22 protein-coding genes are annotated in these 24723 nt (G+C 45.4%); 9 read left to right on the top strand and 13 right to left on the bottom strand.

Features of this window, described 5'->3' with window-relative positions:
• Position 1: 1 nt before the first annotated feature.
• Positions 2–286, bottom strand: a complete 285-nt coding sequence (locus AC3WTP_RS22820; RefSeq protein ID WP_492396920.1) for a putative Se/S carrier protein — start codon at positions 284–286, stop codon at positions 2–4.
• Between the two features lie 127 nt (positions 287–413).
• Here AC3WTP_RS22820 and yyaC point away from each other — a divergent pair, with 127 nt between their 5' ends.
• Positions 414–1004: a spore protease YyaC gene (gene yyaC / locus AC3WTP_RS22815; RefSeq protein WP_492396919.1), complete on the top strand. Its 591-nt coding sequence runs from the start codon at positions 414–416 to the stop codon at positions 1002–1004.
• A gap of 18 nt (positions 1005–1022) precedes the next feature.
• Here yyaC and AC3WTP_RS22810 read toward each other — a convergent pair whose 3' ends face one another.
• The 12 genes from AC3WTP_RS22810 to rpmH form a co-directional block, all read right to left on the bottom strand.
• Positions 1023–1523, bottom strand: coding sequence for a DUF4446 family protein (locus AC3WTP_RS22810; RefSeq protein ID WP_492396918.1), 501 nt, complete (start codon positions 1521–1523; stop codon positions 1023–1025).
• Between the two features lie 22 nt (positions 1524–1545).
• The gene (locus AC3WTP_RS22805; protein WP_492396917.1) at positions 1546–2706 is read right to left on the bottom strand and encodes an aminotransferase class V-fold PLP-dependent enzyme; all 1161 of its coding nucleotides are present in this window, start codon (positions 2704–2706) and stop codon (positions 1546–1548) included.
• 270 nt (positions 2707–2976) lie between these two features.
• Entirely contained in the window at positions 2977–3843 is an 867-nt protein-coding gene (locus AC3WTP_RS22800) for a ParB/RepB/Spo0J family partition protein (RefSeq protein ID WP_492396916.1), read from the bottom strand.
• Positions 3836–4597, bottom strand: coding sequence for a ParA family protein (locus AC3WTP_RS22795; RefSeq protein WP_458569597.1), 762 nt, complete (start codon positions 4595–4597; stop codon positions 3836–3838). Before AC3WTP_RS22795 ends, AC3WTP_RS22800 begins: the two co-directional genes overlap by 8 nt.
• A 185-nt stretch (positions 4598–4782) precedes the next feature.
• Positions 4783–5601 (bottom strand): nucleoid occlusion protein, encoded by an 819-nt coding sequence (gene noc, locus AC3WTP_RS22790; RefSeq protein WP_492396915.1) that lies wholly within the window; start codon positions 5599–5601, stop codon positions 4783–4785.
• Positions 5602–6428: 827 nt separating this feature from the next.
• Positions 6429–7151, bottom strand: coding sequence for a 16S rRNA (guanine(527)-N(7))-methyltransferase RsmG (gene rsmG, locus AC3WTP_RS22785; RefSeq protein WP_492396914.1), 723 nt, complete (start codon positions 7149–7151; stop codon positions 6429–6431).
• A 23-nt stretch (positions 7152–7174) separates the two neighbouring features.
• Positions 7175–9100: a tRNA uridine-5-carboxymethylaminomethyl(34) synthesis enzyme MnmG gene (gene mnmG, locus AC3WTP_RS22780; protein ID WP_492396929.1), complete on the bottom strand. Its 1926-nt coding sequence runs from the start codon at positions 9098–9100 to the stop codon at positions 7175–7177.
• An 83-nt stretch (positions 9101–9183) separates the two neighbouring features.
• Positions 9184–10560 (bottom strand): tRNA uridine-5-carboxymethylaminomethyl(34) synthesis GTPase MnmE, encoded by a 1377-nt coding sequence (gene mnmE, locus AC3WTP_RS22775; protein WP_492396913.1) that lies wholly within the window; start codon positions 10558–10560, stop codon positions 9184–9186.
• Positions 10561–10710: 150 nt separating this feature from the next.
• On the bottom strand, positions 10711–11499 hold the full coding sequence (jag, locus tag AC3WTP_RS22770; protein WP_492396912.1) for an RNA-binding cell elongation regulator Jag/EloR: 789 nt from the start codon (positions 11497–11499) through the stop codon (positions 10711–10713).
• Positions 11496–12269: a YidC/Oxa1 family membrane protein insertase gene (locus tag AC3WTP_RS22765; RefSeq protein ID WP_492396911.1), complete on the bottom strand. Its 774-nt coding sequence runs from the start codon at positions 12267–12269 to the stop codon at positions 11496–11498. The genes jag and AC3WTP_RS22765 overlap by 4 nt, the downstream gene beginning before the upstream one ends.
• 157 nt (positions 12270–12426) lie before the next feature.
• Positions 12427–12765 (bottom strand): ribonuclease P protein component, encoded by a 339-nt coding sequence (rnpA, locus tag AC3WTP_RS22760; RefSeq protein ID WP_492396910.1) that lies wholly within the window; start codon positions 12763–12765, stop codon positions 12427–12429.
• 196 nt (positions 12766–12961) lie between these two features.
• The gene (gene rpmH / locus AC3WTP_RS22755) at positions 12962–13096 is read right to left on the bottom strand and encodes a 50S ribosomal protein L34 (RefSeq protein ID WP_458569604.1); all 135 of its coding nucleotides are present in this window, start codon (positions 13094–13096) and stop codon (positions 12962–12964) included.
• A gap of 806 nt (positions 13097–13902) precedes the next feature.
• On the opposite strand from rpmH, the gene dnaA reads away from it, so the two are divergent.
• The 8 genes from dnaA (at position 13903) to AC3WTP_RS22715 (ending at position 24505) form a co-directional block, all read left to right on the top strand.
• A complete protein-coding gene (dnaA, locus tag AC3WTP_RS22750) occupies positions 13903–15258 on the top strand; it encodes a chromosomal replication initiator protein DnaA (RefSeq protein ID WP_492396909.1) in 1356 nt (451 codons plus the stop codon).
• A gap of 180 nt (positions 15259–15438) precedes the next feature.
• Complete coding sequence (dnaN, locus tag AC3WTP_RS22745) at positions 15439–16581, top strand: DNA polymerase III subunit beta (RefSeq protein WP_492396908.1); 1143 nt, start codon at positions 15439–15441, stop codon at positions 16579–16581.
• A 42-nt stretch (positions 16582–16623) separates the two neighbouring features.
• Positions 16624–16851 carry an RNA-binding S4 domain-containing protein gene (locus AC3WTP_RS22740; RefSeq protein WP_458569606.1) on the top strand — a complete coding sequence of 76 codons (228 nt, stop codon included), beginning with the start codon at positions 16624–16626 and terminating at the stop codon, positions 16849–16851.
• 3 nt (positions 16852–16854) lie between these two features.
• Positions 16855–17967 carry a DNA replication/repair protein RecF gene (recF, locus tag AC3WTP_RS22735; protein WP_492396907.1) on the top strand — a complete coding sequence of 371 codons (1113 nt, stop codon included), beginning with the start codon at positions 16855–16857 and terminating at the stop codon, positions 17965–17967.
• A gap of 13 nt (positions 17968–17980) precedes the next feature.
• Positions 17981–18247: an extracellular matrix regulator RemB gene (remB, locus tag AC3WTP_RS22730; protein ID WP_492396906.1), complete on the top strand. Its 267-nt coding sequence runs from the start codon at positions 17981–17983 to the stop codon at positions 18245–18247.
• Positions 18248–18270: 23 nt separating this feature from the next.
• The gene (gene gyrB, locus AC3WTP_RS22725; RefSeq protein WP_492396905.1) at positions 18271–20181 is read left to right on the top strand and encodes a DNA topoisomerase (ATP-hydrolyzing) subunit B; all 1911 of its coding nucleotides are present in this window, start codon (positions 18271–18273) and stop codon (positions 20179–20181) included.
• Positions 20182–20662: 481 nt separating this feature from the next.
• Complete coding sequence (gene gyrA / locus AC3WTP_RS22720) at positions 20663–23152, top strand: DNA gyrase subunit A (RefSeq protein WP_492396904.1); 2490 nt, start codon at positions 20663–20665, stop codon at positions 23150–23152.
• A 321-nt stretch (positions 23153–23473) separates the two neighbouring features.
• On the top strand, positions 23474–24505 hold the full coding sequence (locus AC3WTP_RS22715; RefSeq protein ID WP_492396903.1) for an HD-GYP domain-containing protein: 1032 nt from the start codon (positions 23474–23476) through the stop codon (positions 24503–24505).
• The last annotated feature ends 218 nt before the right edge of the window (positions 24506–24723 follow it).

The raw sequence follows: 24723 nt of genomic DNA, 5'->3' as shown, positions 1-24723 counted from the left end.
ATTACTCTCCTCCTGTACTGCTCCAGATACACGTATAGGTAATCTTAGATTCATTCATGAGACGGAAGATTCCTCGAATGACAACCTGTTCTGATAGAATGATTTCTTTCACTTTCTCCAAATGCTCTTCTTCAAACCGGATCGATAATGCGCACCCTGCTGTTATCGCTTTTGGTGTTGGACATGTATCAATCTCCAGTTCAGCATACTCAAGCAGCATCTCTGCCCGCAGCGCTTGTTGGGTAGAATCGAATGCCATAACCAGCCAAGCCGGCTCGCCTATCATCACGCTCGTCCTTTCTATTTTACAAGATTAATAGAATGATTTCAGTTTGTTCAATCACGAGAAGTATATTATTATACGCTCCTCCATATACTAAATAATACCATTACTAGAAACGGAGGCAGCGCCAATGAATTTCCCATTATTTCAGCGCTTTACAACTACTCCTGAGCCGTCGCCTTATAAGATCGCTTATGATAAGCCAGATGCGGCTTCTCTCATTATGGATGCTGTTTCCGATCATTTACGTGCACGCACACCTCATCAGCATATTATCGTTGTCTGTATCGGTACGGATCGATCAACAGGTGATTGTCTTGGACCGCTCGTTGGAAGCCAGTTGATGAAGCTCGGCAGCAAGAATTATATGACTATGGGCACTTTATCTGAGCCTGTTCACGCTATGAATCTTCAGGAAACACTGGATCGACTTGAACAAGAACAGCCTAACTCATTTATTATAGCTGTTGATGCTTGCCTTGGGCAAAGCTCAAGCATAGGACATATTCAAGTGCTGTCTGGACCGGTGAGACCTGGAGCAGGGGTAAATAAACAATTGCCCCCGGTCGGCGATATGCATGTCACGGGTATCGTCAACATCGGAGGCTTTATGGAGTATTTTGTATTGCAGAACACTCGACTTCATCTCGTTATGGAGATGTCAGAAGTTATCGCGCATGCGCTTCATCATTCTATATGCCGAGTACAAGCTATCTACTAGTAACATGTTATATGGATACTATGACTTAGCCATGTGCTGCCGCGCGGTTTCCATGGCCTTTTTCTCTTCTGGTGATAATGGATAAGTGGAGATCCCCTTGTCTAGAGGCTTAGCATACACAAACATATGCTCACGTCCATGGATACCTGTGAATACAACACCGTCTTCTTGATCATTCAGCAAGGCAATCGAGAAGCTCAGGTCACTGCCCCGTTCTTCAAACGCATTGTAGCGAAGCACGCCTACATGTGCAACCTGATCCTGCAGCTTGCGTGTCATCGCCTCAATTGTGGCTTGATGCTGCTCCTTCGACAATTGCAGTGCTTCAAGATCCATATTCATCTTGGTTAGAAGCCCTTCCAGATTGTCTACCCCTGCCCCGTTCATCAGCTTATCGTAACGCAGTCTAAGCTTGCGCAAACCTGTTCCCTGTACGATAACAATTATGAATAATATCAAGCTTACCAGTGCCGTTCCTAATGTTAGGTACGGTATCCATTCCAATCCCATTTCATTCATTGTGGTTGCACTCCTGCTTCTTTCAAGTTTGACTCAGCTGACGCAATGCATTCAGCGCATATTCGATATGTTCTGTTGTTGTGTTCCATCCTACACTTAAGCGTACTGCTCCCTCACCTAAGGTTCCTGCCAATTCATGAGCCAATGGTGTGCAGTGATAACCTGATCTCGCCGCAATTCCATATGTTCGATCCAATTGAAATGCTAATGTCGAGCTATCCATAACGGATGACCGTATAGAGACAATTCCGGTTCGAGCCTCTCCGATGGGAGGCCCCAGGATTTCCAAGGTTGGGATCGCATGAATGCCTTCCATTAATAATTGTGTTAACGCCCATTCTTTATTATAGAGGTTCTCTACCGATTCATGCAGTACATAGCGTACTCCAGCTTCCAAACCAGCAATTCCCACTGTATTAGGCGTTCCCGCTTCATAGCGATCTGGACGAGTTACGGGCTGTTCAGGATCCTCCGAATGGCTTCCTGTACCGCCTTGGATGATCGGCTCAACATCGATACTGGGATGAATATATAATCCGCCTGTACCCATAGGACCTAACAAGCCCTTATGACCTGGAAATGCCAGCATATCTATCCCCATCCGCTGTACATCGATTGGCAGCAAGCCTGCCGACTGCGCAGCATCAACCAATAATGCTGCACCGTGAGCATGGGCTAACGCAGCAATCTCCTGAATCGGCAGTATGGATCCGAATAGATTCGAACTATGATTACATACCACTAATCGTGTATCAGGCTGAATCGCTCGCTCCATCTCCTCCAGATCCAACAATCCCTTAGAGTCAGCAGCTACATAGGTAACTCGTACCCTCTTATGTCTCTTCAACCACTCTAGCGGCCTTCGTACTGCATTATGCTCGATGCCTGTAGCAACAACATGATCTCCTTCACGGACATAACCGTGAATCGCCATATTCAGTGCCATCGTCGTATTCAACGTAAATGCTATATCTGCAGGATTAGCAATATGGAATAGCTCAGCCAACGCCATTCGAGTCCGCATCAGACGTTTGCCTGCATACATGGCCATACGATGTCCACCACGCCCAGGGTTAGCACCCTCTTCCATCAAGGTGCGTGTCATGGCATCTAGAACAGCAGACGGCTTCGGCCAGGAAGTTGCAGCGTGATCCAAATACACGATGGAAGAACCATCTCCCATGACTCTTCCTCCTAACCATCAGATGTATATATTACTTTAAATCTCGCTGAAAATGGTTTATATCTTGTTAATTTTAGGACATGATCATATTAGTATATTTATTTTTAATCAATTTTTATTTTTGATAACGGAAAACTATCATTTTCTCTTGCAACATATACCTTTTCATAGCTCTATAGCCACAAAAAAAAGCCAGCATCAATAGTTTAATGCTTCTCCCGAAGGATGACAACTAAAGAGGCTAACTTTCTTTTGCATTTATGCACACCGTTACGATTGTGTCTTAGACATGGATTGAAGCATCTCCAACAATCGCTCCAGATCCTCATTGCTGAAGTAAGATATTTCTATTCTGCCCTTGCCTTTTTGCTTGGTTGACTTGATCTTAACAGTCGTGCGGAACTGCTCTCGAAGCGTATCCTCCAAATGATCGATATACGGATCCTTGCTGATTGGCTTCTTCTTGTCGCCAGGTTTACCTTGTCGATTCATCTGCTGAATCGCTTCTTCCAACTGACGAACACTCCACTCCTGATCGATCGAGGACTTTGCTAACTGCTTCACTACACTCGATTCTTTAACTCCTGCTATCGCACGAGCATGTCCCATCGAAAGTGTTCCACGTGAAACATGGTCCTTCACTTCTTCAGGCAGATGCAGCAAGCGCAGGAAATTTGCAATATGGGAACGAGACTTGCCTACTTTAACAGATAGCTCCTCTTGTGTTAGATGAAGCTGATCCATTAAATTCTGATACGCTTGTGCTAATTCAATGGCATTTAGATTCTCACGCTGCAGGTTCTCGATAAGTGCAATTTCCATTGCCTGATCATCTGTGAAAGAGCGAACAACAGCTGGTATCGTTTCTGACCCAAGAAGCTGGGAAGCACGGAACCGTCGCTCTCCTGCGATAATCTCGTACCCCTTCAATACGGAACGGACAATGATCGGCTGAATGACGCCATGCTGTTTAATCGATTCTGCCAGCTCTTGAATGGACTGCTCGTCAAAGCTTTTTCGCGGTTGATACGGATTCGGTCGAAGCTGCTTCAGTGAAAGTTCAACAATCTTATCATCATCTTGAACAGACAGCGACGGAATGAGAGCATCCAACCCTCTGCCCAAACGCTTACTCATACGCTATCACTTCCTTAGCCAGTTCAAGGTACACTTCCGCTCCCTTGGATTTAGCATCATAGGTCATAATAGATTGACCATGTGACGGAGCTTCACTCAATCGAATATTGCGCGGGATAATCGTCTGGTAAACCTTTTGCTGAAAATACTTTTTCACTTCTTCAATGACCTGTAATCCTAGATTCGTTCGAGCATCAAGCATCGTCAACAATACGCCTTCAATCTGAAGGGATGTATTCAGGTGCTTCTGAACCAAGCGAACTGTATTCAACAATTGGCTGAGACCTTCTAGCGCATAATACTCACATTGAATCGGAATAATAACAGACTGAGCCGCGGTCAAAGAATTGATCGTGAGGATCCCTAACGACGGCGGACAATCAATCAAGATGTAATCATATTGATGAGTCACTAACTGAAGCGCTTTCTTGAGACGTACCTCGCGTGAGATCGTCGGTACAAGCTCGATCTCGGCACCCGCAAGCTGAATCGTTGCAGGAATGATATGAAGTCCGTCAACATTCGTCTTAATGATGGCCTCCTGTGGATGCACATCATTAATGATGACATCATAAATGCAGTTTGCTACATCGGCTTTATTAACACCAACACCACTCGTTGTATTTCCCTGTGGATCGATATCAATAAGCAATACGCGTTTCCCCAGCAATGCTAAACCAGCACCCAAATTAACGGTGGTTGTTGTTTTCCCCACACCGCCCTTTTGGTTGGTAATGGCAACTATTTTAGCCACTCCTCTTCACCCCAATGCCCAATCTTCTCGTCCTTCTAAGCTGCTGCCGTTTTATTAATGTCCTGACCATCACGTACCTTACAGGAATACTACGTCAATCTTTATTGTTGACCATCATCATCGGTATCAGTAGAATCGTTATACCTGTCGCTTGAATCTCGTGATTCACTGTACTCTTAACCAATCTAGCGTTTAGGAATCTGGATCACAATCTCATAATGATCTTCATAATCGCGTTCATCTGTTTTGATCGACAAGCCCGAATCGGTAACCATATCAATCGATTGACGAATCGTGTTCAGCGCTAATCGAACATCTTTCGAGAAGGAAATCCGCTTCGGTTTCTTCTTTTCCTGTTGAACTTCCTTGTAAAGGGCTACCCGCGCTTCAGTCTGCTTAACATTAAGTTCCTTCGCTATAATTTCATGCAGCAGCTTCATCTGCAGTTCAACTGTGTCTAGACCTAACAGCGCCCGTGCATGGCGCTCTGAGATCTTCCGATCTATTAATGCTTGCTTCACTTCATCCGGCAATTGCAGGAGTCTGATCTTATTGGCAATTGTCGATTGACTCTTGCCTAGTCGTTGAGCTAAGCTCTCCTGCGTCAATTGATGAAGCTCGATTAATTTTGAATATGCGACGGCTTCCTCGATGGAAGTCAATCCTTCTCGCTGCAGATTCTCAATAAGAGCGATAGACGCAGCCTGAGAGTCATTAATCTCACGTATAATGGCTGGAATCGTTTCCATGCCTAGCTTCTTTGCAGCACGGTAACGACGCTCACCTGCGATAATCTCGTATTTCCCTTCACGAATACGCACCACAATAGGCTGAATAATGCCATGCGTCTTAATGGTTTGGGCCAGCTCTTCAATCCGTTCATCGTCAAATACGGTACGAGGCTGATAAGGGCTAGTCACGATTTCATGGACAGGAAGCTGCTTCACTTCATCCGATGTCGAACGATCCGCTAAACCAAATAAACGAGATAATTGTTCTTTCATCTGTGTGTCATACCACCTAACTTCATATTAATGCCAGGCACGTCCAACCATCAGAGAGCAACGTACTTCACTCCCTGTAGCTTTATCTGAATTTCATTTGATGCCATATAAAGAAATAGGATATTAAAAATCACGAGGTGCTTATACAACCATTCTATTACGAACATTTCCATATTTCGTCATATTGTGCTTCGCTTGAAGCGCATCAGAAGTTAAGTCGAGCAATCAGCGCCACTTTCATACTGAGCAAGAACCCAAACATAACATGGCTTGCCATGAACCCACTATAAGAATTCATAAAGTATGAACAAAAGTCGCCCACTAAACACCAATATTTCTATCAAGCACAAAATATTCCGCAGAATGCCGCCTTACACAACAGTTGATTGACCTAACACCAATTAAGTAAGTTATATCCTTTATGTATTCTCCAGTAGCACTCACTTTTCCTGCCATTTGGAAATAACAGTGAAAATAAATCGTGTTTCACGTGGAACAATGCATGATTGTATCGTTCCAATGTTTCCTTATCATCGTAACATAAATACTATCATTCAGCATCCGAATCTTATACGACATTTATTTATCGAATGATCGGATTATTTTTAAAATGGGAAATTTTTGTAATCCCGTACAAATCAACTCTAGATCGTCAGACCAGCATGAACATCCTTCAACCGCCATTATGTTATCCACAAGTGGATAACATAAAAACACGCTGCACCTGGTGTTATCCCCAGTCCGGCACAGCGTGTCCAACTATGTTTCGTCACATTACTTACACCATTATCGTTAAGCCCACGACTTCTCTTGCGATAGAAGTATGCTTATACGATAGGCAATTTCAATGGTGTGCCGGGCTTGCGCGGATACGCTTTAGGAGTAGCACCAGTCTTCTCCAGCAGCACAATATGACGCTCCGACTGCTCCATCGGCAGCTTTAAGTCATAATTCCCTACCAGCTTAGCTTGCAGCACCTTCATGCTGCGCGAAGCTTCGGTCAGCTCCTCTGTCATGTTAGAGCCTTTCATAGCTGCAAACTTACCGCCCGTACGTGTGAAAGGCAGGCAGAACTCATTCAGTACGTTCAGTCTAGCAACCGCGCGAGCGGATACGAGATCATATTGATCTCGATGCTCAGGCTTGCGCGCGGCTTCTTCTGCACGTGCATGAACACATGTCACATCGCTGAGACCGAGTTCTGCAGCCAGATGATTCAAAAACACAATTCGCTTATTTAACGAATCGACAATTGTAAGCTTAAGATGAGGAAACATGATCTTAAGCGGGATTCCTGGAAATCCTGCACCAGAGCCGATGTCCGCCATCGTATCGATCTTATCCATCGGCACATAGAACGACAAGGTTAACGAGTCATAGAAGTGCTTCTCGTATACCGCTTCTCGCTCTGTAATGCCCGTCAAGTTCATCCGTTCGTTCCAATCCGCCAACACTTCCACATAGCGATCCAATTGCTCAAATTGTCTACTGGATACGGACAACCCATATGGTTCGAGCCACTTCACAAATCGTTCCTGCACATGATCCATGCTTTATTCCCCACTATTCTTGATTATACTTCTGATGATTCAGCCTCTGCTTCAGCTTGAGCCTGTCTCTTAGCTGTCACTCGATTATAATGTTCAAGATAAACGAGCAGGATCGATATATCAGCAGGTGTTACTCCAGAGATACGCGAAGCCTGACCGATGGACAGCGGGCGAATCTTAGCGAGCTTCTGCCTTGCTTCAATCGCAATTCCATGAATATCTTCATAAACCAGATCTTCCGGTATCCGCTTCTTCTCCATCTTCTGCAGTCGTTCGACTTGCAGAAGCTGCTTCTCAATATATCCAGCGTATTTGATCTGGATCTCCACTTGCTCCTTCATCTCATCATCCAATGGAAGAGGAGATGGGAACAGCGTCTCAACTTGAGCATAGCTCAGTTCTGGACGGCGCAGCAGTGTCACGACATCGCAGCCATTCGTTAACGGCGCAGAACCGGCTTCAGCCAGCAGCGCTTGAACCGCTTCATCTGGACGCACCTTCGTCGTCTTCAAACGCTCCATCTCTTGCTCGACCAGCGAGACCTTGTTCTGGAAAGCCGCGTAGCGCGCTTCTGAGATCAAACCGATGTCATGACCGATTTGCGTCAAACGGAGGTCCGCATTATCATGGCGAAGCAGCAATCGATACTCGGCACGAGATGTAAGCAAGCGGTACGGCTCATTCGTACCCTTGGTGACGAGGTCATCAATCATTACGCCAATATAGCCTTGTGAACGGTCCAGAATGATCGGATCGCGTCCTTGCACCTTTAGTGCAGCATTGATGCCGGCCATCAAGCCTTGCCCTGCCGCTTCTTCATACCCGGATGTGCCGTTAATCTGCCCTGCTGTAAACAAGCCGTTCACTTTCTTTGTTTCGAGCGAAGGCCACAGCTGTGTAGGAATAACCGCATCGTATTCAATCGCATAACCAGTACGCATCATTTCAACATTTTCAAGACCAGGCACCGAGCGCAGCATCTGCAATTGAACATCTTCCGGCATACTTGTCGATAGACCTTGAACATAGTATTCTTTCGTATTCTTGCCTTCTGGCTCCAGGAAGATCTGATGCTTCGGCTTATCGGCAAAACGAACGATCTTGTCCTCTATAGAAGGACAGTATCTTGGACCCGTCCCTTCGATCACACCCGAGTACATCGGGGCGCGATGAAGATTAGCGTTGATGACTTGATGTGTTTGTTCCGAAGTATACGTTAACCAGCATGGGAGCTGCTCATTGTCTGAATGCTTTGTCTCATAAGAGAAAAATTTCGGATTGTCGTCTCCAGGTTGAATTTCCGTTTTCGAGAAATCAATGGTTTCACCATGTACACGCGGAGGTGTACCTGTCTTGAAGCGAACCAGATCCAAACCGTGCTGCTTCAAGCTTGCAGACAGCTTAACAGAAGGCTGTTGATTGTTCGGGCCGCTCTCATACACCAGCTCACCCATAATGATTCTGCCGCGCAAGTAAGTACCTGTCGTAATAACGACAGTTTTCGCCATATACTGCGCTCCGCTCTTTGTTTCGACGCCTACAACCTTGCCGTCTTCAACGAGGATCTCTTCCACCATACCTTGACGAAGCGTCAGATTCGGTGTCATCTCAATCGTTTCTTTCATTGTTTGCTGGTAAAGGAACTTATCAGCCTGTGCGCGCAGCGCATGTACAGCTGGTCCTTTACCTGTGTTCAGCATCCGCATCTGAATGAAAGTCTTATCAATATTGCGGCCCATCTCTCCGCCAAGCGCATCGAGCTCACGCACGACATGGCCTTTGGCAGGCCCCCCGATAGAAGGATTACATGGCATAAAGGCGACCATATCCAGGTTAATCGTCAGCAACAGCGTATTACAACCCATACGGGCTGCGGCCAATGCGGCTTCACAGCCCGCATGACCCGCTCCGATGACAATCACATCCGATTCACCAGCTAAAAATGGCATCATTGCTCCCTCCTTACCTCAACTAATTATGTTTATATAACATCATTTCACAGTCAAACTTGATTACATGTCAGTGCAACAGCTTATTTACCTAAGCAGAATTGAGAGAAGATCTGATCAATCAGCGATTCTCCGACTGCATCGCCAATGATCTCGCCAAGCTGCTCCCAAGCCGTACGTACGTCAATCTGAATCATATCGATCGGAATGCCCGCTTGAGCTGCTTCAACCGCATCCGTAAGCGACTTCTTGGCCTGATGAAGCAGACCGATATGACGGACGTTACTTACATAAGTCGCATCTTGGGACTCAATCTTGCCCGTGAAGAACATATCCGAGATCGCCTTCTCTAACGCATCAATACCCTCTTGGAGCATAGCAGACATCTTTACGATATGGATGCCTTTATTTAGAGATTCAAGCTCAGCTATATCCAATTGATTAGGCAAATCCATTTTATTCACAATGACGATCACTTGTCTACCCATAACTTGGCGCAGCAGTTCCCGCTCATCATCGTGAAGCGGTTCATTGTTGTTCAACACGAATAAGATTAGATCCGCTTCCTGGAGCGCGCTTCGCGACCGTTCAACTCCGATTCGCTCCACCACATCAGATGTTTCGCGCATCCCTGCAGTATCAAGCAGTCGCAGAGGTATGCCGTTAATCGTGATCATCTCTTCGATTACATCACGAGTCGTACCTGGAATATCGGTAACGATCGCCTTGTTATCCTGCGCTAACGCATTCAACAGCGACGACTTCCCGACATTCGGACGGCCAATGATGGCAGTAACGATACCTTCACGCAATATTTTGCCTTCTGATGCCGTCTTTAATAAGCGGTCAACGGCTGTAATCACAGAGCCGCACTGACTCTGGATATACGCGCTCGTCAATTCTTCAACATCGTGTTCAGGATAGTCGATGTTGACCTCAATATGCGCGAGCGTCTCAACCAACGTATGCCGCAGCGCTTTGATTCGCGTAGATAATTGACCCTGCGCTTGCTTCATCGCCACATCAAACGCTCGGTCTGACTTCGAGCGAATCAAGTCCATCACCGCTTCGGCTTGCGACAAGTCAATTCGCCCGTTCAGAAAGGCGCGTTTCGTGAACTCGCCCGGCTCTGCGACACGAATGCGCTGCTTCAGCAGCAACTCCATGACGCGGCGCATGGAGACCACACCGCCGTGCGTGTTAATCTCCACCACATCTTCAGTCGTGTAGGAGCGAGGACCGCGCATAAGCGAGATCAGTACCTCCTCCACACGTTCCTGTGTGTCTGGATCCACAATATAGCCGTATTGTATCGTATGCGATGCCGCTTCCGACAATTTCGTCTTGGAGCGAAAGATACGCTCCACTTCTGTGATCGCATCCTCACCGCTCACGCGGATAATCGCGATACCTCCTTCGCCAAGCGGTGTCGATATCGCAGCTATCGTATCGGTGAACATATGAACCCCCCTATCCAACCTATATGCTGTACCTGTGCTTCACTCCAGCTCCAGGTACGCAATAATCTAAAAAAAGCAATGATTACCCCAAACCATCAGGGGCAATCATTGCGTGATATTTATCGTGCTATGAACATGCATAACATGGGATTATTTCAAGGAGATCACGATACGACGGTTAGGGTCTTCTCCCTTACTGTACGTTTTCACCTTGCCATGGTCCTGCAGCTTCGCATGAATAATCTTGCGCTCCTGCGGGGACATCGGTTCGAGCACCACTTCTTTGCGTGTACGAATGACCTTGTTAGCAAGGCGTTCCGCCAATGCTTCAAGTGTCTGTTTCCGGCGATCGCGGAATTGTTCTGCATCAAGTACGATACGCAGATGCTGATCAGAGTAACGATTAGCGACCAGATTGGTCAAGTATTGCAAGGAATCCAATGTCTGTCCGCGTCGTCCAATAATAAGTCCCAGATCATCGCCCGCAATATCAAACAAGAAATGCTCTCGCTTCTTGTCTACTATCACGTCAACCTCCAGCCCCATCGTACGTGCTACATCCATGACAAACAGCTTCGCTTCTTCAATGCCGTTTGCAGCTGTCTTTCCTTCATTACTTGCTTGCTTCAATATCGCATCGTGCTTCAGGTCATCAGTCCCACCCTGCTTCGATTGCATATCTGCATCGATCGATGGCGCGCTGGCAGCAGCTGCAGATACCTGCGCTTTCTCTGCCGTTGCGTGTGTCGCTGTACTAGGAGCGGACTGAATAAGCGTAAGCTCAACTTTAGCAGGACGCGTACCTATAAACCCCAAAAACCCTTTTGACGGCTGCTCGATTACACGAACAGTCACTTGGTCTTTCGTGACCTTGAGTTCGGCCAAGCCTTTCTGAACAGCTTCTTCGATCGTCTTCCCTGATACAGTCAAGGTACTCATTTCGCCGGTTGTACCTCCTTGTCTCGATTCCGATAAAGGAAATAGTTCTGAATGATCGTAAAGGTGTTACTGTATACCCAATAGAGAGGCAATGCCGCTGGGAAGCTCAAGGACATTACAAAGATCAATACAGGGAATACGAGCATCATAAATTGCATGGAAGATGCCATCTGATTGGACATCATCTTCGATTGAATAAATGTCGTCAATGCTGCGATCACAGGCAGGATATAGTAAGGATCCGGCTCACCCAGCTTCAACCACAGGAATTCATGCATTCGTACATTAGAGTTCATATATATCGCATTATACAATGCAATAAATACTGGCATCTGAATCAACATTGGTAAACAGCCCGCAAGCGGATTCACTTTGTGCTGCTGGAACAGCTTCATCGTTTCTTCCTGCTGCTTCTGTGGATTGTCTTTATGCTTTTTCTTCAGTTCTGCCAATTGCGGCTGAATCTTTTGCATTTGTCTAGAGCTCTTTACCTGCTTAATCGTCAGCGGCAAGATCGCCGTACGCACGATAACGGTAATCATCAGGATAGCTAATCCATATTCTCCGTTAAACCAACTAGCAAACGTATCCAATGCTAATGAAAAATAATAAACTACGTTTCTTTCCCAAAAGTTTCCCTGTAGAAGATCTTCAGTTTTCATTGTGGCCATTGTATTAGAAGAAGTACATCCACTTAACAGCACAAGAAACATGACAGATATTACCACGAGGAGCCATTTACGGTTCGTAAACAACTTTTTCAGCGACAATAACAAAACTCCTCTCTACACCATCCGATTCCAAAGATAATATATCATACTTCACCTACTAATGGAAACGGTACAAGCCCTGATATACATACGTTTCACTTCTGTTTTAACGAAAGGTTGGATGTTTAATTTTTGGAAACAACATTTTCAGATTGTTTCATTTAAATATTGAGGCTTTTCGACATACGTGAAGCACACTCTTCGTCAATTGTTCATGGTCCATATCCACGGCGCCTTTGCGAACAATAATGACAATATCAACATGATCCTTGATCCGATCAGCGTGCAGCCGCATGATTTCCTTAATCAAGCGTCTCATACGATTTCTCACGACGGCATTGCCAATTTTTTTGCTAGCGGAAATACCGACGCGGAATTTCTCCACCTCAGGTCTAGGGTATACATATAAGACGAGCTGGTGATTGGCCCACGAACGTCCGTATCGATATACGCGGCTGAAATCCGCGCGATCTTTTAGACGATATTCACTTTGCACAGTCATACTCCTGCCTATCTCGTATCAGCTCAAGCTGCATAATCATATAGGTAATAAATCATGAGACTTATTTTCCAAAGTATGTACCTGAGCCCGCTGGAATAAACATCATAGTTACGTATATAACGCATTAAGCTGAATAAAGCTGATGATAAAGAAAAAAAAGACCACCGCAGTGGTCTCGGATGCAGCGTTATTAAGCGCTCAATACTTTGCGGCCTTTTTGACGACGAGCAGCCAGTACCTTGCGGCCATTCTTCGTGCTCATACGCGTACGGAAACCGTGAACTTTCTTGCGCTTGCTCACGTTTGGTTTAAATGTTGGTCTCATTCTAATTGCACCTCCTCAAACAGGAATATTCATGTTAAACCGGTCAAAACCGGCTTTGTGCTCAAAGCATAAAAATCCTTTATATATTTAATCAAAAATAAAGCAAAAAGTCAATGCTCGACCCATTCGTGCATTTCAACGCACATTAACCAGGCTCTTCTCTCGATCACGATTACACTTCCATATTACAAACTAATTATTCACAACATGATAAGCCGCCAACATCAATCCTCATCATTCTTCAATAGTTATTAACATGTGCAAAACTTTACGATTTGTAGACATTTTCTTTAATCTTTTGTGTATAACATTCGACGGCATATTTAACCCCTCTGTCGAACAGTCACAAGTTATAAACAATATCTAGTGTTGTATATAAAACATATACACAAGCTATTGAATTTGTGGATAAAATTTGGACTATCGTTGAAATATAAGGGCTCATCTGCTATGCTTATATTGCTTTTCGGTTGTGTATAATTTTATTTCAACAACACTTATTAACAACCTGTGGATAACATTGTGTACAAGTTATCCTCACCTGTTATTAATTTCATTACTGCAATGTTGTTATTGTGGATAATAATGAACATAGTACGGTATTTTTCGACAGTGGCCGCAGCATTGCGTCTTGTCGTTACCAACATAGACCCCGACAATGCGCCCTTGCATATCTAGAGGGCTTTCTGTAAGCAGAGAGAGCCCTCCTTGCGCACTTTGTCGGGGAAATTGTCCTTATAGGCGAATTTGCCGGGGGAGCGCGTCAACTGTGACGACGCAACAGGTTTGAAGGAGTGAAACCATCTGTGGATCGCCAAGTAAATGCATACTGGCAAGAAATATTGACCGTCGTGCAGACGAAATTGAGCAAGCCAAGCTTCGATACTTGGTTTAAAGCTACCAAAGCGGTCAAGTACACTGACACCCAGCTTATCATTACAGCACCGACTACCTTTGCCGTTGAATGGCTGGAGAGCCGTTATACGAAGCTTATTAGTTCAACTGTATATGAGATAACTGGCAAGCAAGTAGAGGTCAAATTCATCATCGAGGAAGCAGCGCTAGCTGAGCCAGAAATCGTGCAACCGCAGTCTCCGCCGCCGCGAGCGGTATTGCAGGAGGAACCTGTATCCAACATATTGAATCCAAAGTACACATTCGATACGTTCGTTATTGGTTCCAACAACCGTTTTGCGCATGCTGCGTCGCTTGCTGTTGCTGAAGCTCCAGCTAAGGCTTACAATCCGTTATTTTTATATGGAGGCGTAGGTCTTGGAAAGACTCACTTGATGCACGCGATCGGTCATTATGTGTTGGAGCATAATCCGAAAAGCCGCGTCGTATATACAACATCTGAGAAGTTTATGAATGAGTTCATTAACTCGATCCGTGATAATAGAGGCGAAATCTTCCGTAACAAATACCGCACGATCGATATTCTGCTTATAGATGACATCCAGTTCCTTGCGGGCAAGGAATCGACTCAAGAGGAATTTTTCCATACGTTTAACGCGCTTCATAACGACAATAAACAGATAGTCATTTCCAGTGACAGACCGCCTAAAGAGATCGAGACGCTGGAAGAGCGGCTGCGTTCCCGTTTCGAATGGGGACTTATAACCGATATTCAACCTCCTGATCTGGAGACGCGGATTGCGATCCTACGCAAGAAAGCGAAAGCCGAGAACCTCGATATTCCGAACGAAGCGATGGTATATGTCGCTAACCAGATCAATACGAACATCCGTGAACTTGAAGGGGCTCTGACTCGTGTTGTAGCTTATTCGACGATGACGAATCAGGATATTACGACTCATCTGACGGCAGAAGCGTTAAAAGACATTATTCCGAGCAGCAGACCGAGGATCATCACCATTCATGATATTCAACAAAGAGTCGGCGAGTTCTATGGCTTGAAGTTGGAAGACTTTAAAGCGCGTAAACGGACCAAGGCCATTGCATTTCCTCGTCAGATTGCGATGTACCTGTCGCGTGAATTAACGGACTACTCATTGCCTAAGATCGGGGAAGCATTCGGAGGCAGAGATCATACGACGGTTATCCATGCGCATGAGAAGATTACACAGACACTAGTCGACGATCAAGAGTTGTACAAGGTCATCCAGAATCTCATCGACAAAATTAAAAACCCGACACTGTGAACAAAATGACAAGCCTATGCACAAACTATACACATGTGGATAGGCTTTATCTTATATAAGCTTAACCCACTTATCCACATATCCACTGTCCCTATTACTATTACTATAAATAATTTAAAAGATATTCATCATAGAAATAGTGATTCACAATCAACACTTACGCATTCGAGGAGTGAAAGTATGAAGTTATCCATTCTGAAAAATGAACTGAACGAAGCAATACAAAATGTATCGAAAGCAATTTCCAGCCGAACAACTATCCCCATTTTGACAGGGATTAAGGTTGACGTTACCTTTCAAGGGGTAACACTTACCGCTAGTGATACGGATATATCCATTCAAAGCTTTATACCTGTTGAGGATGACAAACAAACGATTGCTCAAATTGAGCGTCCAGGCAGTGTTGTATTGCCCGCTAAATTTTTTGTTGAGATTATTAAGAAGCTGCCTTCCCAATATATTGAGATTGAGGTTAAGGAACAATTTCAAACCTATCTCCGCGCAGGCAAGACGGATATCCAGATGGTCGGCTTAGACCCAGAGGAATATCCAGTGCTTCCTAGCATCGAAGAGAACCAAGTCATCACCGTTAACGGCGATCTGCTTCGAACGATGATTAAGCAAACGGTATTTGCCATTTCCACCAATGAGACAACACCGATCCTGACAGGACTGTTATGGAATCTTCAAGACGCGGAATTAAAATTTGTGGCAACTGACCGCCATCGCTTAGCAAGCCGAACGGCTCGCATTGATGTGGATCCAGAACTTCGTTTCCAGAACATTGTTATTTCGGGTAAGACGCTGAACGAATTGAGCAAGATCATTCCAGATCAGAATACGCTTGTAGACATCGTCGTTGCGGATAACCAGGTGTTGTTTAAAATTGATCATGTCCTGTTCTATTCGCGTATTCTCGATGGGACATTCCCTGATACTTCTAGAATTATTCCGACACAATTCAAAACAGAACTCGTTCTGGATACAAAAAAATTGACGGAAGCGATCGACCGCGCTTATTTGCTGTCTCGTGAGGAAAAAACGAATATCGTCCGCTTGCAAACAAAAGAAGACGGAACGATTGAAATATCATCGAGCTCCTCTGAGTTAGGCCGTGTTACGGAAGAACTCGAAGCAAAACAATTTACAGGCGATCCGCTGCGGATTGCATTCAACTCCAAGTATATGCTTGATGTTCTCAAGGTTATTGAGTGCGAGCACATCAATATTTACTTTACCGGCGCTATGAGTCCGATCATTATCAAGCCAACTGAAGGTGTAAACAGCCTGCACTTGATCTTGCCATACCGCACAACGAACTAAGGATAGAGGGCAAGAGCCTTGCTCCGAAAAGGAGGAACAAAGATGAAAGACATCGCAATAGCAACAGACAAAACTGCATATATTCAGCTAGGTCAATTTCTTAAGCTTGCTGGCTGTGCGTCGACCGGCGGTCACGCTAAGATCATGCTGGCTGAGGAAGCTGTGCGAGTGAACGGAGAAGTAGATACTCGCCGTGGACGCAAATTGTATCCAAACGATACGGTCGAAGTGGACGGCTGCGGCAGTTTCCGCGTTGTTCAGGAGGGTTAACGATTGATCGTCAGATCACTGGCTCTGAATCACTATCGCAATTATGAGACGCTGGATCTTGATACAAACCATCAAGTCAATTTGTTCGTAGGACGTAATGCGCAAGGTAAGACTAATCTGCTGGAAGCGATATTCGTACTGGCATTGACGAAGTCGCATCGTACGTCCAAGGACAAAGAACTTATTGGCTGGGATGCTGATCAGGCTAATCTGCATGCTTCTATTGAGCGCAAGTACGGCGCATGCCAATTGGATCTATCCATATCGAAGCAGGGGAAGAAAGCCAAGCTGAACGGTTTGGAACAGCGGAAGCTTAGCGGCTTTATCGGTTCTCTCAATGTGGTGATGTTTGCACCAGAGGACCTAGAGATCGTGAAGGGAAGCCCGAGTATTCGACGCCGCTTTCTTGACATGGAGATTGGTCAAGTTCAGCCTAGTTATTTGTATCATCTGCAGCAATTTCAGAAGGTGCTTGTTCAGCGCAACAACCTCCTGAAGCAGATGTGGGATGGCAAGGCTAAGACGTCCAACATGATGCTGGATATTTTTAATGAACAGCTTGCTGAACATAGCGTTAAGATTGTTAAGAAAAGGAAACAATATTTAAAGAAGCTCCAAGTGTGGGCAGAGCAGATCCACGCTGGCATTACCAATGGTCAGGAGCAGCTCCTTATTGATTATCAGCCTTCATTTGCAGCCGAGGGTGAGGATGATACTGTCTTATTAGAGCAATTTATGATAAAGTTAACACAAATGCATAATCAGGAAGTGCGGCGCGGGATGACCTTGGTTGGACCGCATCGTGATGACTTGGTGTTCTCGATAAACGGTAAAGAAGTGCAAACATACGGCTCTCAAGGTCAGCAGCGTACCACCGCGCTATCGTTGAAACTTGCAGAGATCGAGCTGATGCATGAAGAGATTGGTGAATATCCGGTGCTGTTGCTTGATGATGTATTATCTGAGCTCGATACTTATCGGCAGACACAGCTTATAGAAACATTCCAAGGAAAAGTGCAAACTTTCATTACGACGACCGGAGTCGAGGGCATTCATGCAAGCAAGCTGCAGGATGCAAACATTTTTCATGTAGATGGTGGGCAAGTCAAGCGCTGATGAGGTGAGTTGAATGTATATACACTTGGGTGGCGAGAAGGTGATCCGTTCTTCTGAGCTGGTCGCTATATTCGACATTACCATTGAGAAGTCATCCAAATTATCCAAGCAATTCGTGGCGCACTCTCTCAAGATGAAGAACATCGAGAGTATAGGGGAAGAAGAAGCGAAGTCGATTGTCGTCACGACCGGAAAAGTGTATTACTCGCCGATATCGTCGACAACACTCAAGAAGCGTTCGCATCACTTGCCTCGCTTGGATGAAGATAGACGGGATTGAAATTAGAGAAGTGGGTGAATGGCATGTCTTTGAACCAGAATTCGTATGATGAGAGTCAGATACAGGTGTTGGAAGGCCTAGAGGCCGTACGGAAGCGTCCGGGTATGTATATCGGCTCAACCAGCGCTAAAGGTCTTCATCATCTGGTCTGGGAAGTCGTTGACAATAGTATCGATGAGGCTCTGGCAGGATATTGTGACAAGATTATTGTTACTGTCCATCCAGATAACGGCATCTCGGTTGTGGATAATGGACGCGGAATTCCAGTTGGTGAGAACCAGAAACTGAAACGCTCGACAGTTGAGGTTGTTATGACCGTTCTTCACGCCGGGGGTAAGTTCGGAGGAGAAGGCTACAAAGTATCCGGCGGTCTTCACGGTGTTGGCGTGTCAGTCGTTAATGCCTTGTCCGAGAAGCTTATCGTAACTGTTAAACGAGACGGACATATTCACCAGCAAGAGTACCATCGAGGTGTCCCTCAGTATGACCTCAAGATAGTTGGTGATACAGAAGAGACAGGAACAACGATTATGTTCTTTCCTGACCATGAAGTGTTTACAGAAACGCTAGTTTTTGATTACGAACTGCTCGCTTCCCGTATTCGGGAGCTTGCATTCTTGAATAAAGGCATTGAGATCCAGCTCGTTGACGAGCGAACAGGTAATTCCAATGTGTTCAAGTATGACGGCGGTATTATGGAATTCGTCGAATATCTGAACCGCAACCGCGAGAAGCTGCATGAGCCGCCTATCTATGTAGAAGGTTTAAAGGATAATATCTCGGTTGAAATATCTTTGCAATACAATGACAGCTATACAGATAACATCTATTCCTTTGCCAACAATATTCACACTCATGAGGGCGGAACACACGAGTCAGGCTTCAAGAGCGCATTAACACGTATTATTAACGATTATGCGCGCAAGATGAACCTGATGAAGGACAGTGACGCCAACCTGACGGGTGATGATGTTCGTGAAGGATTAGCAACCATAATCTCTGTTAAGATTCCTGATCCTCAGTTTGAGGGACAGACGAAGACGAAGCTTGGAAACAGTGAAGTACGCGGTATCGTTGAATCGGTATTCGCGGACAAATTCATGCAGTTCCTCGTGGAGAATCCGGCTGTATCCCGCAAGATTCTGGAGAAGGGGACGCAGGCTGCACGCGCTCGTGAAGCAGCTAAGCGTGCGCGTGAGCTAACACGCCGCAAGAGCGCGCTTGAAGTGAGCTCACTGCCAGGCAAGCTCGCGGATTGCTCCTCCAAGGATCCATCCATCAGCGAGATCTTCATTGTCGAAGGTGACTCTGCGGGTGGATCGGCGAAGCAAGGGCGCGATCGTCATTTTCAAGCGATCCTTCCGCTCCGCGGTAAGATTCTGAACGTAGAGAAGTCTCGTTTGGATAAAGTATTGTCCAACGCGGAGATTTGCGCGATTATTACAGCGCTCGGCACCGGTATTGGAGAAGACTTCGATATCTCCAAGGCCCGTTACCACAAGGTCGTTATTATGACAGATGCTGACGTTGATGGAGCGCATATTCGCACGCTGCTCCTGACGTTCTTCTATCGCTACATGAGACAGCTCGTTGAGCGAGGCTATATCTATATCGCACAACCCCCGCTCTTCAAGGTGGAGCGCAATAAAGTTATTCGCTATGCTGAAAGTGAGAAGCAGCGCGATGAGATCATCGCAGAGTTCGGTGAAGGCGCTAAGGTCAACGTACAGCGTTATAAAGGTCTTGGCGAGATGAATGCTACACAGCTGTGGGAAACGACTATGGATCCAGAAAGCCGCACGATGCTGCAGGTATCGGTAGACGATGCGAAGCGGGCTGACGAGATCTTTGATACGCTGATGGGCGACCAAGTTGAACCCCGCCGTGATTTTATTCAAGAGCACGCGAAGTTTGTTAAGAACTTGGACATCTAAGTTCGTTGATGACTTCATGAATATACGACACGAGAGTGGAATAAGAATTTCTTCTTCCAGTCTCGTGTTTTTATTAGTCATTATAGATTTGGTAAGCGGTAAGAAGGGTATGATTAACGCTAACGGCTCCACTTTGACGATTATGTACGGTAATGGCTTCATTTCATGGTATAATGAATGATAGTAAGTCCAACCATCCGCTTGGTTAAGATGCATTAGAAGAGGGAGTTCGGCTTAAATGTTCGGATATAAAGCCGAATGAAGTAAACGTTTAATTGTTTCTTATTTGTGAAAGTAATATAATAAGTATAGCGATAAACAAAGGTTTTTTTGCCATTATTAGAGGGAAGACGGTGCTGTTTCCTGCAAGGGAATCATGCCGTTTTTTCTTGTGAGTAATACGATCCCTCGGCGGAGCGAGATATGGCTGTTATCATACCAATGCGGACGCTGTTAACGAACAATTTGAAGGAGGTCCAGCATGGCAGAAGAACAACAATCGCATATCAAGGATCGTGACATTGGAACGGAGATGCAGGAATCCTTTCTAGATTACGCGATGAGTATCATCGTGAGTCGTGCGCTGCCTGACGTGCGCGACGGTCTGAAGCCGGTTCATCGCCGTATTTTGTACGCGATGTCGGAGCTAGGCATGGCACCGGACAAGCCACATAAGAAATCAGCGAGAATCGTCGGTGAAGTTATAGGTAAGTATCACCCACATGGTGACTCTGCAGTTTATGAAACGATGGTCCGTATGGCCCAAGATTTCTCTCTGCGGTACATGTTGATCGACGGCCATGGTAACTTCGGTTCGATCGACGGTGACGCTGCGGCTGCGATGCGGTATACAGAAGCGAGATTATCCAAGATTGCGATGGAATTATTGCGCGATCTGAATAAAGATACGGTAGACTATGCACCCAACTATGACGGAGAAGAGAAAGAACCGGTCGTATTACCATCCCGTTTCCCTAACTTGCTCGTTAATGGTCTATCAGGTATTGCGGTCGGTATGGCGACAAACTTTGCACCGCACAATTTAACAGAAGTTATCGATGGGGTACAAGCATTCATCCGCAATCCGGAACTGACACCGCTTGACCTTATGGAATATATTAAAGGTCCGGACTTCCCTACAGCAGGCATGATCATGGGAAGAGAAGGCATTCGCCGTGCTTACTCAACTGGTCGAGGCTCTGTTACGATGAGAGCTAGAGCTGAGATCGAGGAGAATGGCGGCAAGGCTCGTATTATCGTAACGGAAATTCCGTATCAGGTGAATAAAGCGCGTCTTGTAGAGAAGATCGCTGAACTCGTACGCGAGAAACGTATTGAAGGTATTACCGACTTGCGCGATGAGTCCGACCGCAACGGTATGCGCATCGTGATCGAGCTTCGCCGCGATGTGAATCCAAGCGTTGTCTTGAACAATCTATATCACCATACGCAGATGCAATCGAACTTCGGCGTGAATATGATCGCTCTGGTTAATAATGAACCGCGCTTGTTGAATCTGCGCGAAGTCATCTATTACTACATCCAGCATCAGGTTGAGATCATTCGCCGTAGAACCGAATTCGATCTGAAGAAGGCACAAGCTAGAGCCCATATTCTTGAGGGCTTGCAGGTAGCGCTTGACCATCTGGATGAAGTAATAGCGATCATTCGCAGTTCTCGCGGTGATGAGGAAGCGCGTAACAGCTTGATCGAACGTTTTGCCTTATCCTATGATCAAGCACAAGCGATCTTGGATATGCGTCTTCGCCGTCTCACAGGCTTGGAGCGAGAGAGACTTGAAGAAGAATATAACGAGCTGATGAAGAAGATTGCTGAGTTTATAGAAATTCTCGGCAGTGAGGAACTCGTCTTAAATATCATTTACGATGAGTTGGAAGAGATCAAGCAGAAGTTTGGGGATGAGCGCCGTACAGAGATCACGATCGGTGAAGACATTCTCGACGAAGATCTCATTCCGCGTGAAGATGTTATCGTTACGGTTACACACAGCGGATACATCAAACGCTTGCCTGTTACGACATACCGCAGTCAGAAGCGGGGCGGTCGAGGCGTTGTAGGTATGGGAACGAAGGATGATGATTTCGTTGAGCATATGTTCGTTACGAATTCCCATCATTACCTGATGTTCTTTACCGACAAAGGTAAGGTGTACCGAATTAAAGCATATGAGATCCCTGGCTTAAGCCGAATTGCACGTGGAACTCCGATCATTAACCTACTTCAGATTGAACAGGGTGAGAAGATTCAAGCTGTAATTACGGTTGAAGAATTTAACGAGGATCAATACCTGTTCTTTGCGACACGCGAAGGTATAGTGAAGAAGACGCCATTGGATAATTACGTGAACATTCGTAAGGGCGGTCTGATTGCTATTAACTTGCGTGAAGAAGACTCCTTGATCGGCGTTAAGCTGACGGATGGTGAGCAAGAGATTATCATGGGAACAAGTACGGGTATGTCGATCCGCTTCTCGGAGAAGGATGTTCGTTCTATGGGCCGTTCAGCTACAGGTGTTAAGGGTATAGCTCTTGATGATAAAGATTATGTCATCGATATGGATGTCATTGATCCAGCGCATGATGTTCTGATTATCACGGAAAAAGGTTACGGCAAGCGTACCCCTATCGGTGATTATCGTTCACAGACCCGTGGCGGTAAAGGGATTAAGACGATCAACGTTACTGATAAGAATGGCGCGGTTGTCGGCCTGAAGATTGTTAATGACGAAGATGATCTGATGGTTATTACAGCATCGGGTACTATTATACGTACTAGCATCGACGGTATCTCACAAATGGGTCGTTATGCACAAGGTGTTAAGATCATTAATATTCGCGATGAGGACGCAGTTGCAACTGTTACCCGCTGTGATAAGGCGGAAGAGGAAGAAGAGGAGATTGAAGACCAAACTTCCGAAGGAACAGAAGCACCTTCAAGCGATGAAGAATAATATAGTGATTTAAAGTGTAGGGACGCAGGATATTGCGTCCCTATTCATTTTGTGGGGAGATATTGGTAGAATGAAGGTTAGAGCGATTCATGATCTGTTAAGGCTCGATATTACCTAATTTTATAGGATCATATGAGTTCGGAATGAATATGTTTGCTGCAAATGGTGTCATACGCAATGAACCTGTTGTGGAGGCGGCATAACTTAATTGTCGATACTAGCTAGGAGTGTGAAAGGTTAATGGTCATGATTCCACTAGCCCAAGTCAATCCAGGTGAACGATTAGCCCAAGATGTTTATTCGGTTCTTGGAGGCCTATTGATGTCTAAGAATCGAGTTCTATCTAATCGGGATCTGGAAGTATTGGATGCATTTATGATTCATCAGCTTGAAATAGAATGCAATACGGATAAGGAGCAATCTTCAGCAAGAACGAATCCTGCCAAAGAGGATGGAAGCTTGCCTGCGGTTAATTTGCAGCAGGTGTCAGATGAAGAACGAATATTTCTGGATATATGGATGGAGCTTGCATCACATGTAGATAAGATGATGGGAACATCCGCCGTAATTCGTATTCCTATATTGGAATTGCGCAGCTTATTGGAAAAGCTCATTGCACATATTAAACAATTTCACCCGATGGCAGTTAGATCCCAGCTTCATGATCATTTGAACAAGGACATGTCAAACTACTTGATACATAAATCCATTGCGGTGGCGTTAACCTCTTACCTCATAGGACAATGGATTGACATGCCTCCTAAGGAAGGAATGCAGATTGCACTGGCTGGACTGCTGCATGATATCGGAAAAATGAAGCTGGACGACGATATCCTTAACAAGCGCGACACACTGACACCTAATGAACAGCTTGAAATAAAACGACACACTCAGTTTGGCTATGAGATACTCCGCAAGACACCTGCTCTCAATGATGGCGTGAAGCTAGCGGCACTTCAACACCATGAGCGTATTGATGGAAAGGGTTATCCATTGCGAATTTCAGGCGAGAAGATTCACGTGTATGCCAAGATTGTTGCTATAGCAGACATGTTTCATGCCATGACAATGGATCGCGTATACAAAATGGCGGAGTCACCTTTCATAGCATTAGAGAAGCTGCAAGAAGCATCCTTCGGTAAGCTCGATCCTCAGATGGTGCTAACGTTCATTCATAAGATGATGAATCTATCTCAAGGAACAGTTGTTAAACTTAGTGATGGCCGAGTAGGTAGGATTGTGTTTATTGATAACCAATATCCGACCCGTCCTTGGGTTAGCATTAACGGGACGATAGAGCAATTAGCTAAGGATAAGCAGCTATGGATCGAGTCTGTTGTAGCCGTTAAGTAGTCTATTATTTCGAATCCGGAGATCGCAGAGAGCTAGGAGCTGAGTGTAAGAAATACAGCGGTATAAAGACAGCTGTTATGCGGTTTTCCGGATGTTTAAACTTTTTTAAGAAAAATGCTTGCATTGCTATTGCCCATGTGTTATATTAATTAAGTCGCCGCTGAACGACAGGGCGAAACGAAGCGAAAGAATGCTTCGGATTGAATATTGTTCTTTGA

It is taken from the genome of Paenibacillus sp. EB106-04-04-XG159 (genome assembly GCF_058791835.1).
The sequence above is the reverse complement of the archived record's forward strand: the minus strand, read 5'-3'. Positions and strand labels throughout refer to the sequence as shown.

Excerpts from the sequence above, each read along its gene's own strand:
- yyaC (WP_492396919.1), top strand. The coding sequence starts at position 414 with ATGAATTTCCCATTATTTCAGCGCTTTACAACTACTCCTGAGCCGTCG.
- noc (WP_492396915.1), bottom strand. The coding sequence starts at position 5,601 with ATGAAAGAACAATTATCTCGTTTATTTGGTTTAGCGGATCGTTCGACA.
- gyrB (WP_492396905.1), top strand. The coding sequence starts at position 18,271 with ATGTCTTTGAACCAGAATTCGTATGATGAGAGTCAGATACAGGTGTTG.
- jag (WP_492396912.1), bottom strand. The coding sequence starts at position 11,499 with ATGAGTACCTTGACTGTATCAGGGAAGACGATCGAAGAAGCTGTTCAG.
- AC3WTP_RS22715 (WP_492396903.1), top strand. The coding sequence starts at position 23,474 with ATGTCTAAGAATCGAGTTCTATCTAATCGGGATCTGGAAGTATTGGAT.
- gyrA (WP_492396904.1), top strand. The coding sequence starts at position 20,663 with ATGGCAGAAGAACAACAATCGCATATCAAGGATCGTGACATTGGAACG.
- AC3WTP_RS22740 (WP_458569606.1), top strand. The coding sequence starts at position 16,624 with ATGAAAGACATCGCAATAGCAACAGACAAAACTGCATATATTCAGCTA.
- dnaN (WP_492396908.1), top strand. The coding sequence starts at position 15,439 with ATGAAGTTATCCATTCTGAAAAATGAACTGAACGAAGCAATACAAAAT.
- mnmE (WP_492396913.1), bottom strand. The coding sequence starts at position 10,560 with ATGTTCACCGATACGATAGCTGCGATATCGACACCGCTTGGCGAAGGA.
- rsmG (WP_492396914.1), bottom strand. The coding sequence starts at position 7,151 with ATGGATCATGTGCAGGAACGATTTGTGAAGTGGCTCGAACCATATGGG.
- AC3WTP_RS22805 (WP_492396917.1), bottom strand. The coding sequence starts at position 2,706 with ATGGGAGATGGTTCTTCCATCGTGTATTTGGATCACGCTGCAACTTCC.
- AC3WTP_RS22820 (WP_492396920.1), bottom strand. The coding sequence starts at position 286 with ATGATAGGCGAGCCGGCTTGGCTGGTTATGGCATTCGATTCTACCCAA.
- AC3WTP_RS22800 (WP_492396916.1), bottom strand. The coding sequence starts at position 3,843 with ATGAGTAAGCGTTTGGGCAGAGGGTTGGATGCTCTCATTCCGTCGCTG.
- AC3WTP_RS22810 (WP_492396918.1), bottom strand. The coding sequence starts at position 1,523 with ATGAATGAAATGGGATTGGAATGGATACCGTACCTAACATTAGGAACG.
- remB (WP_492396906.1), top strand. The coding sequence starts at position 17,981 with ATGTATATACACTTGGGTGGCGAGAAGGTGATCCGTTCTTCTGAGCTG.
- mnmG (WP_492396929.1), bottom strand. The coding sequence starts at position 9,100 with ATGCCATTTTTAGCTGGTGAATCGGATGTGATTGTCATCGGAGCGGGT.
- rpmH (WP_458569604.1), bottom strand. The coding sequence starts at position 13,096 with ATGAGACCAACATTTAAACCAAACGTGAGCAAGCGCAAGAAAGTTCAC.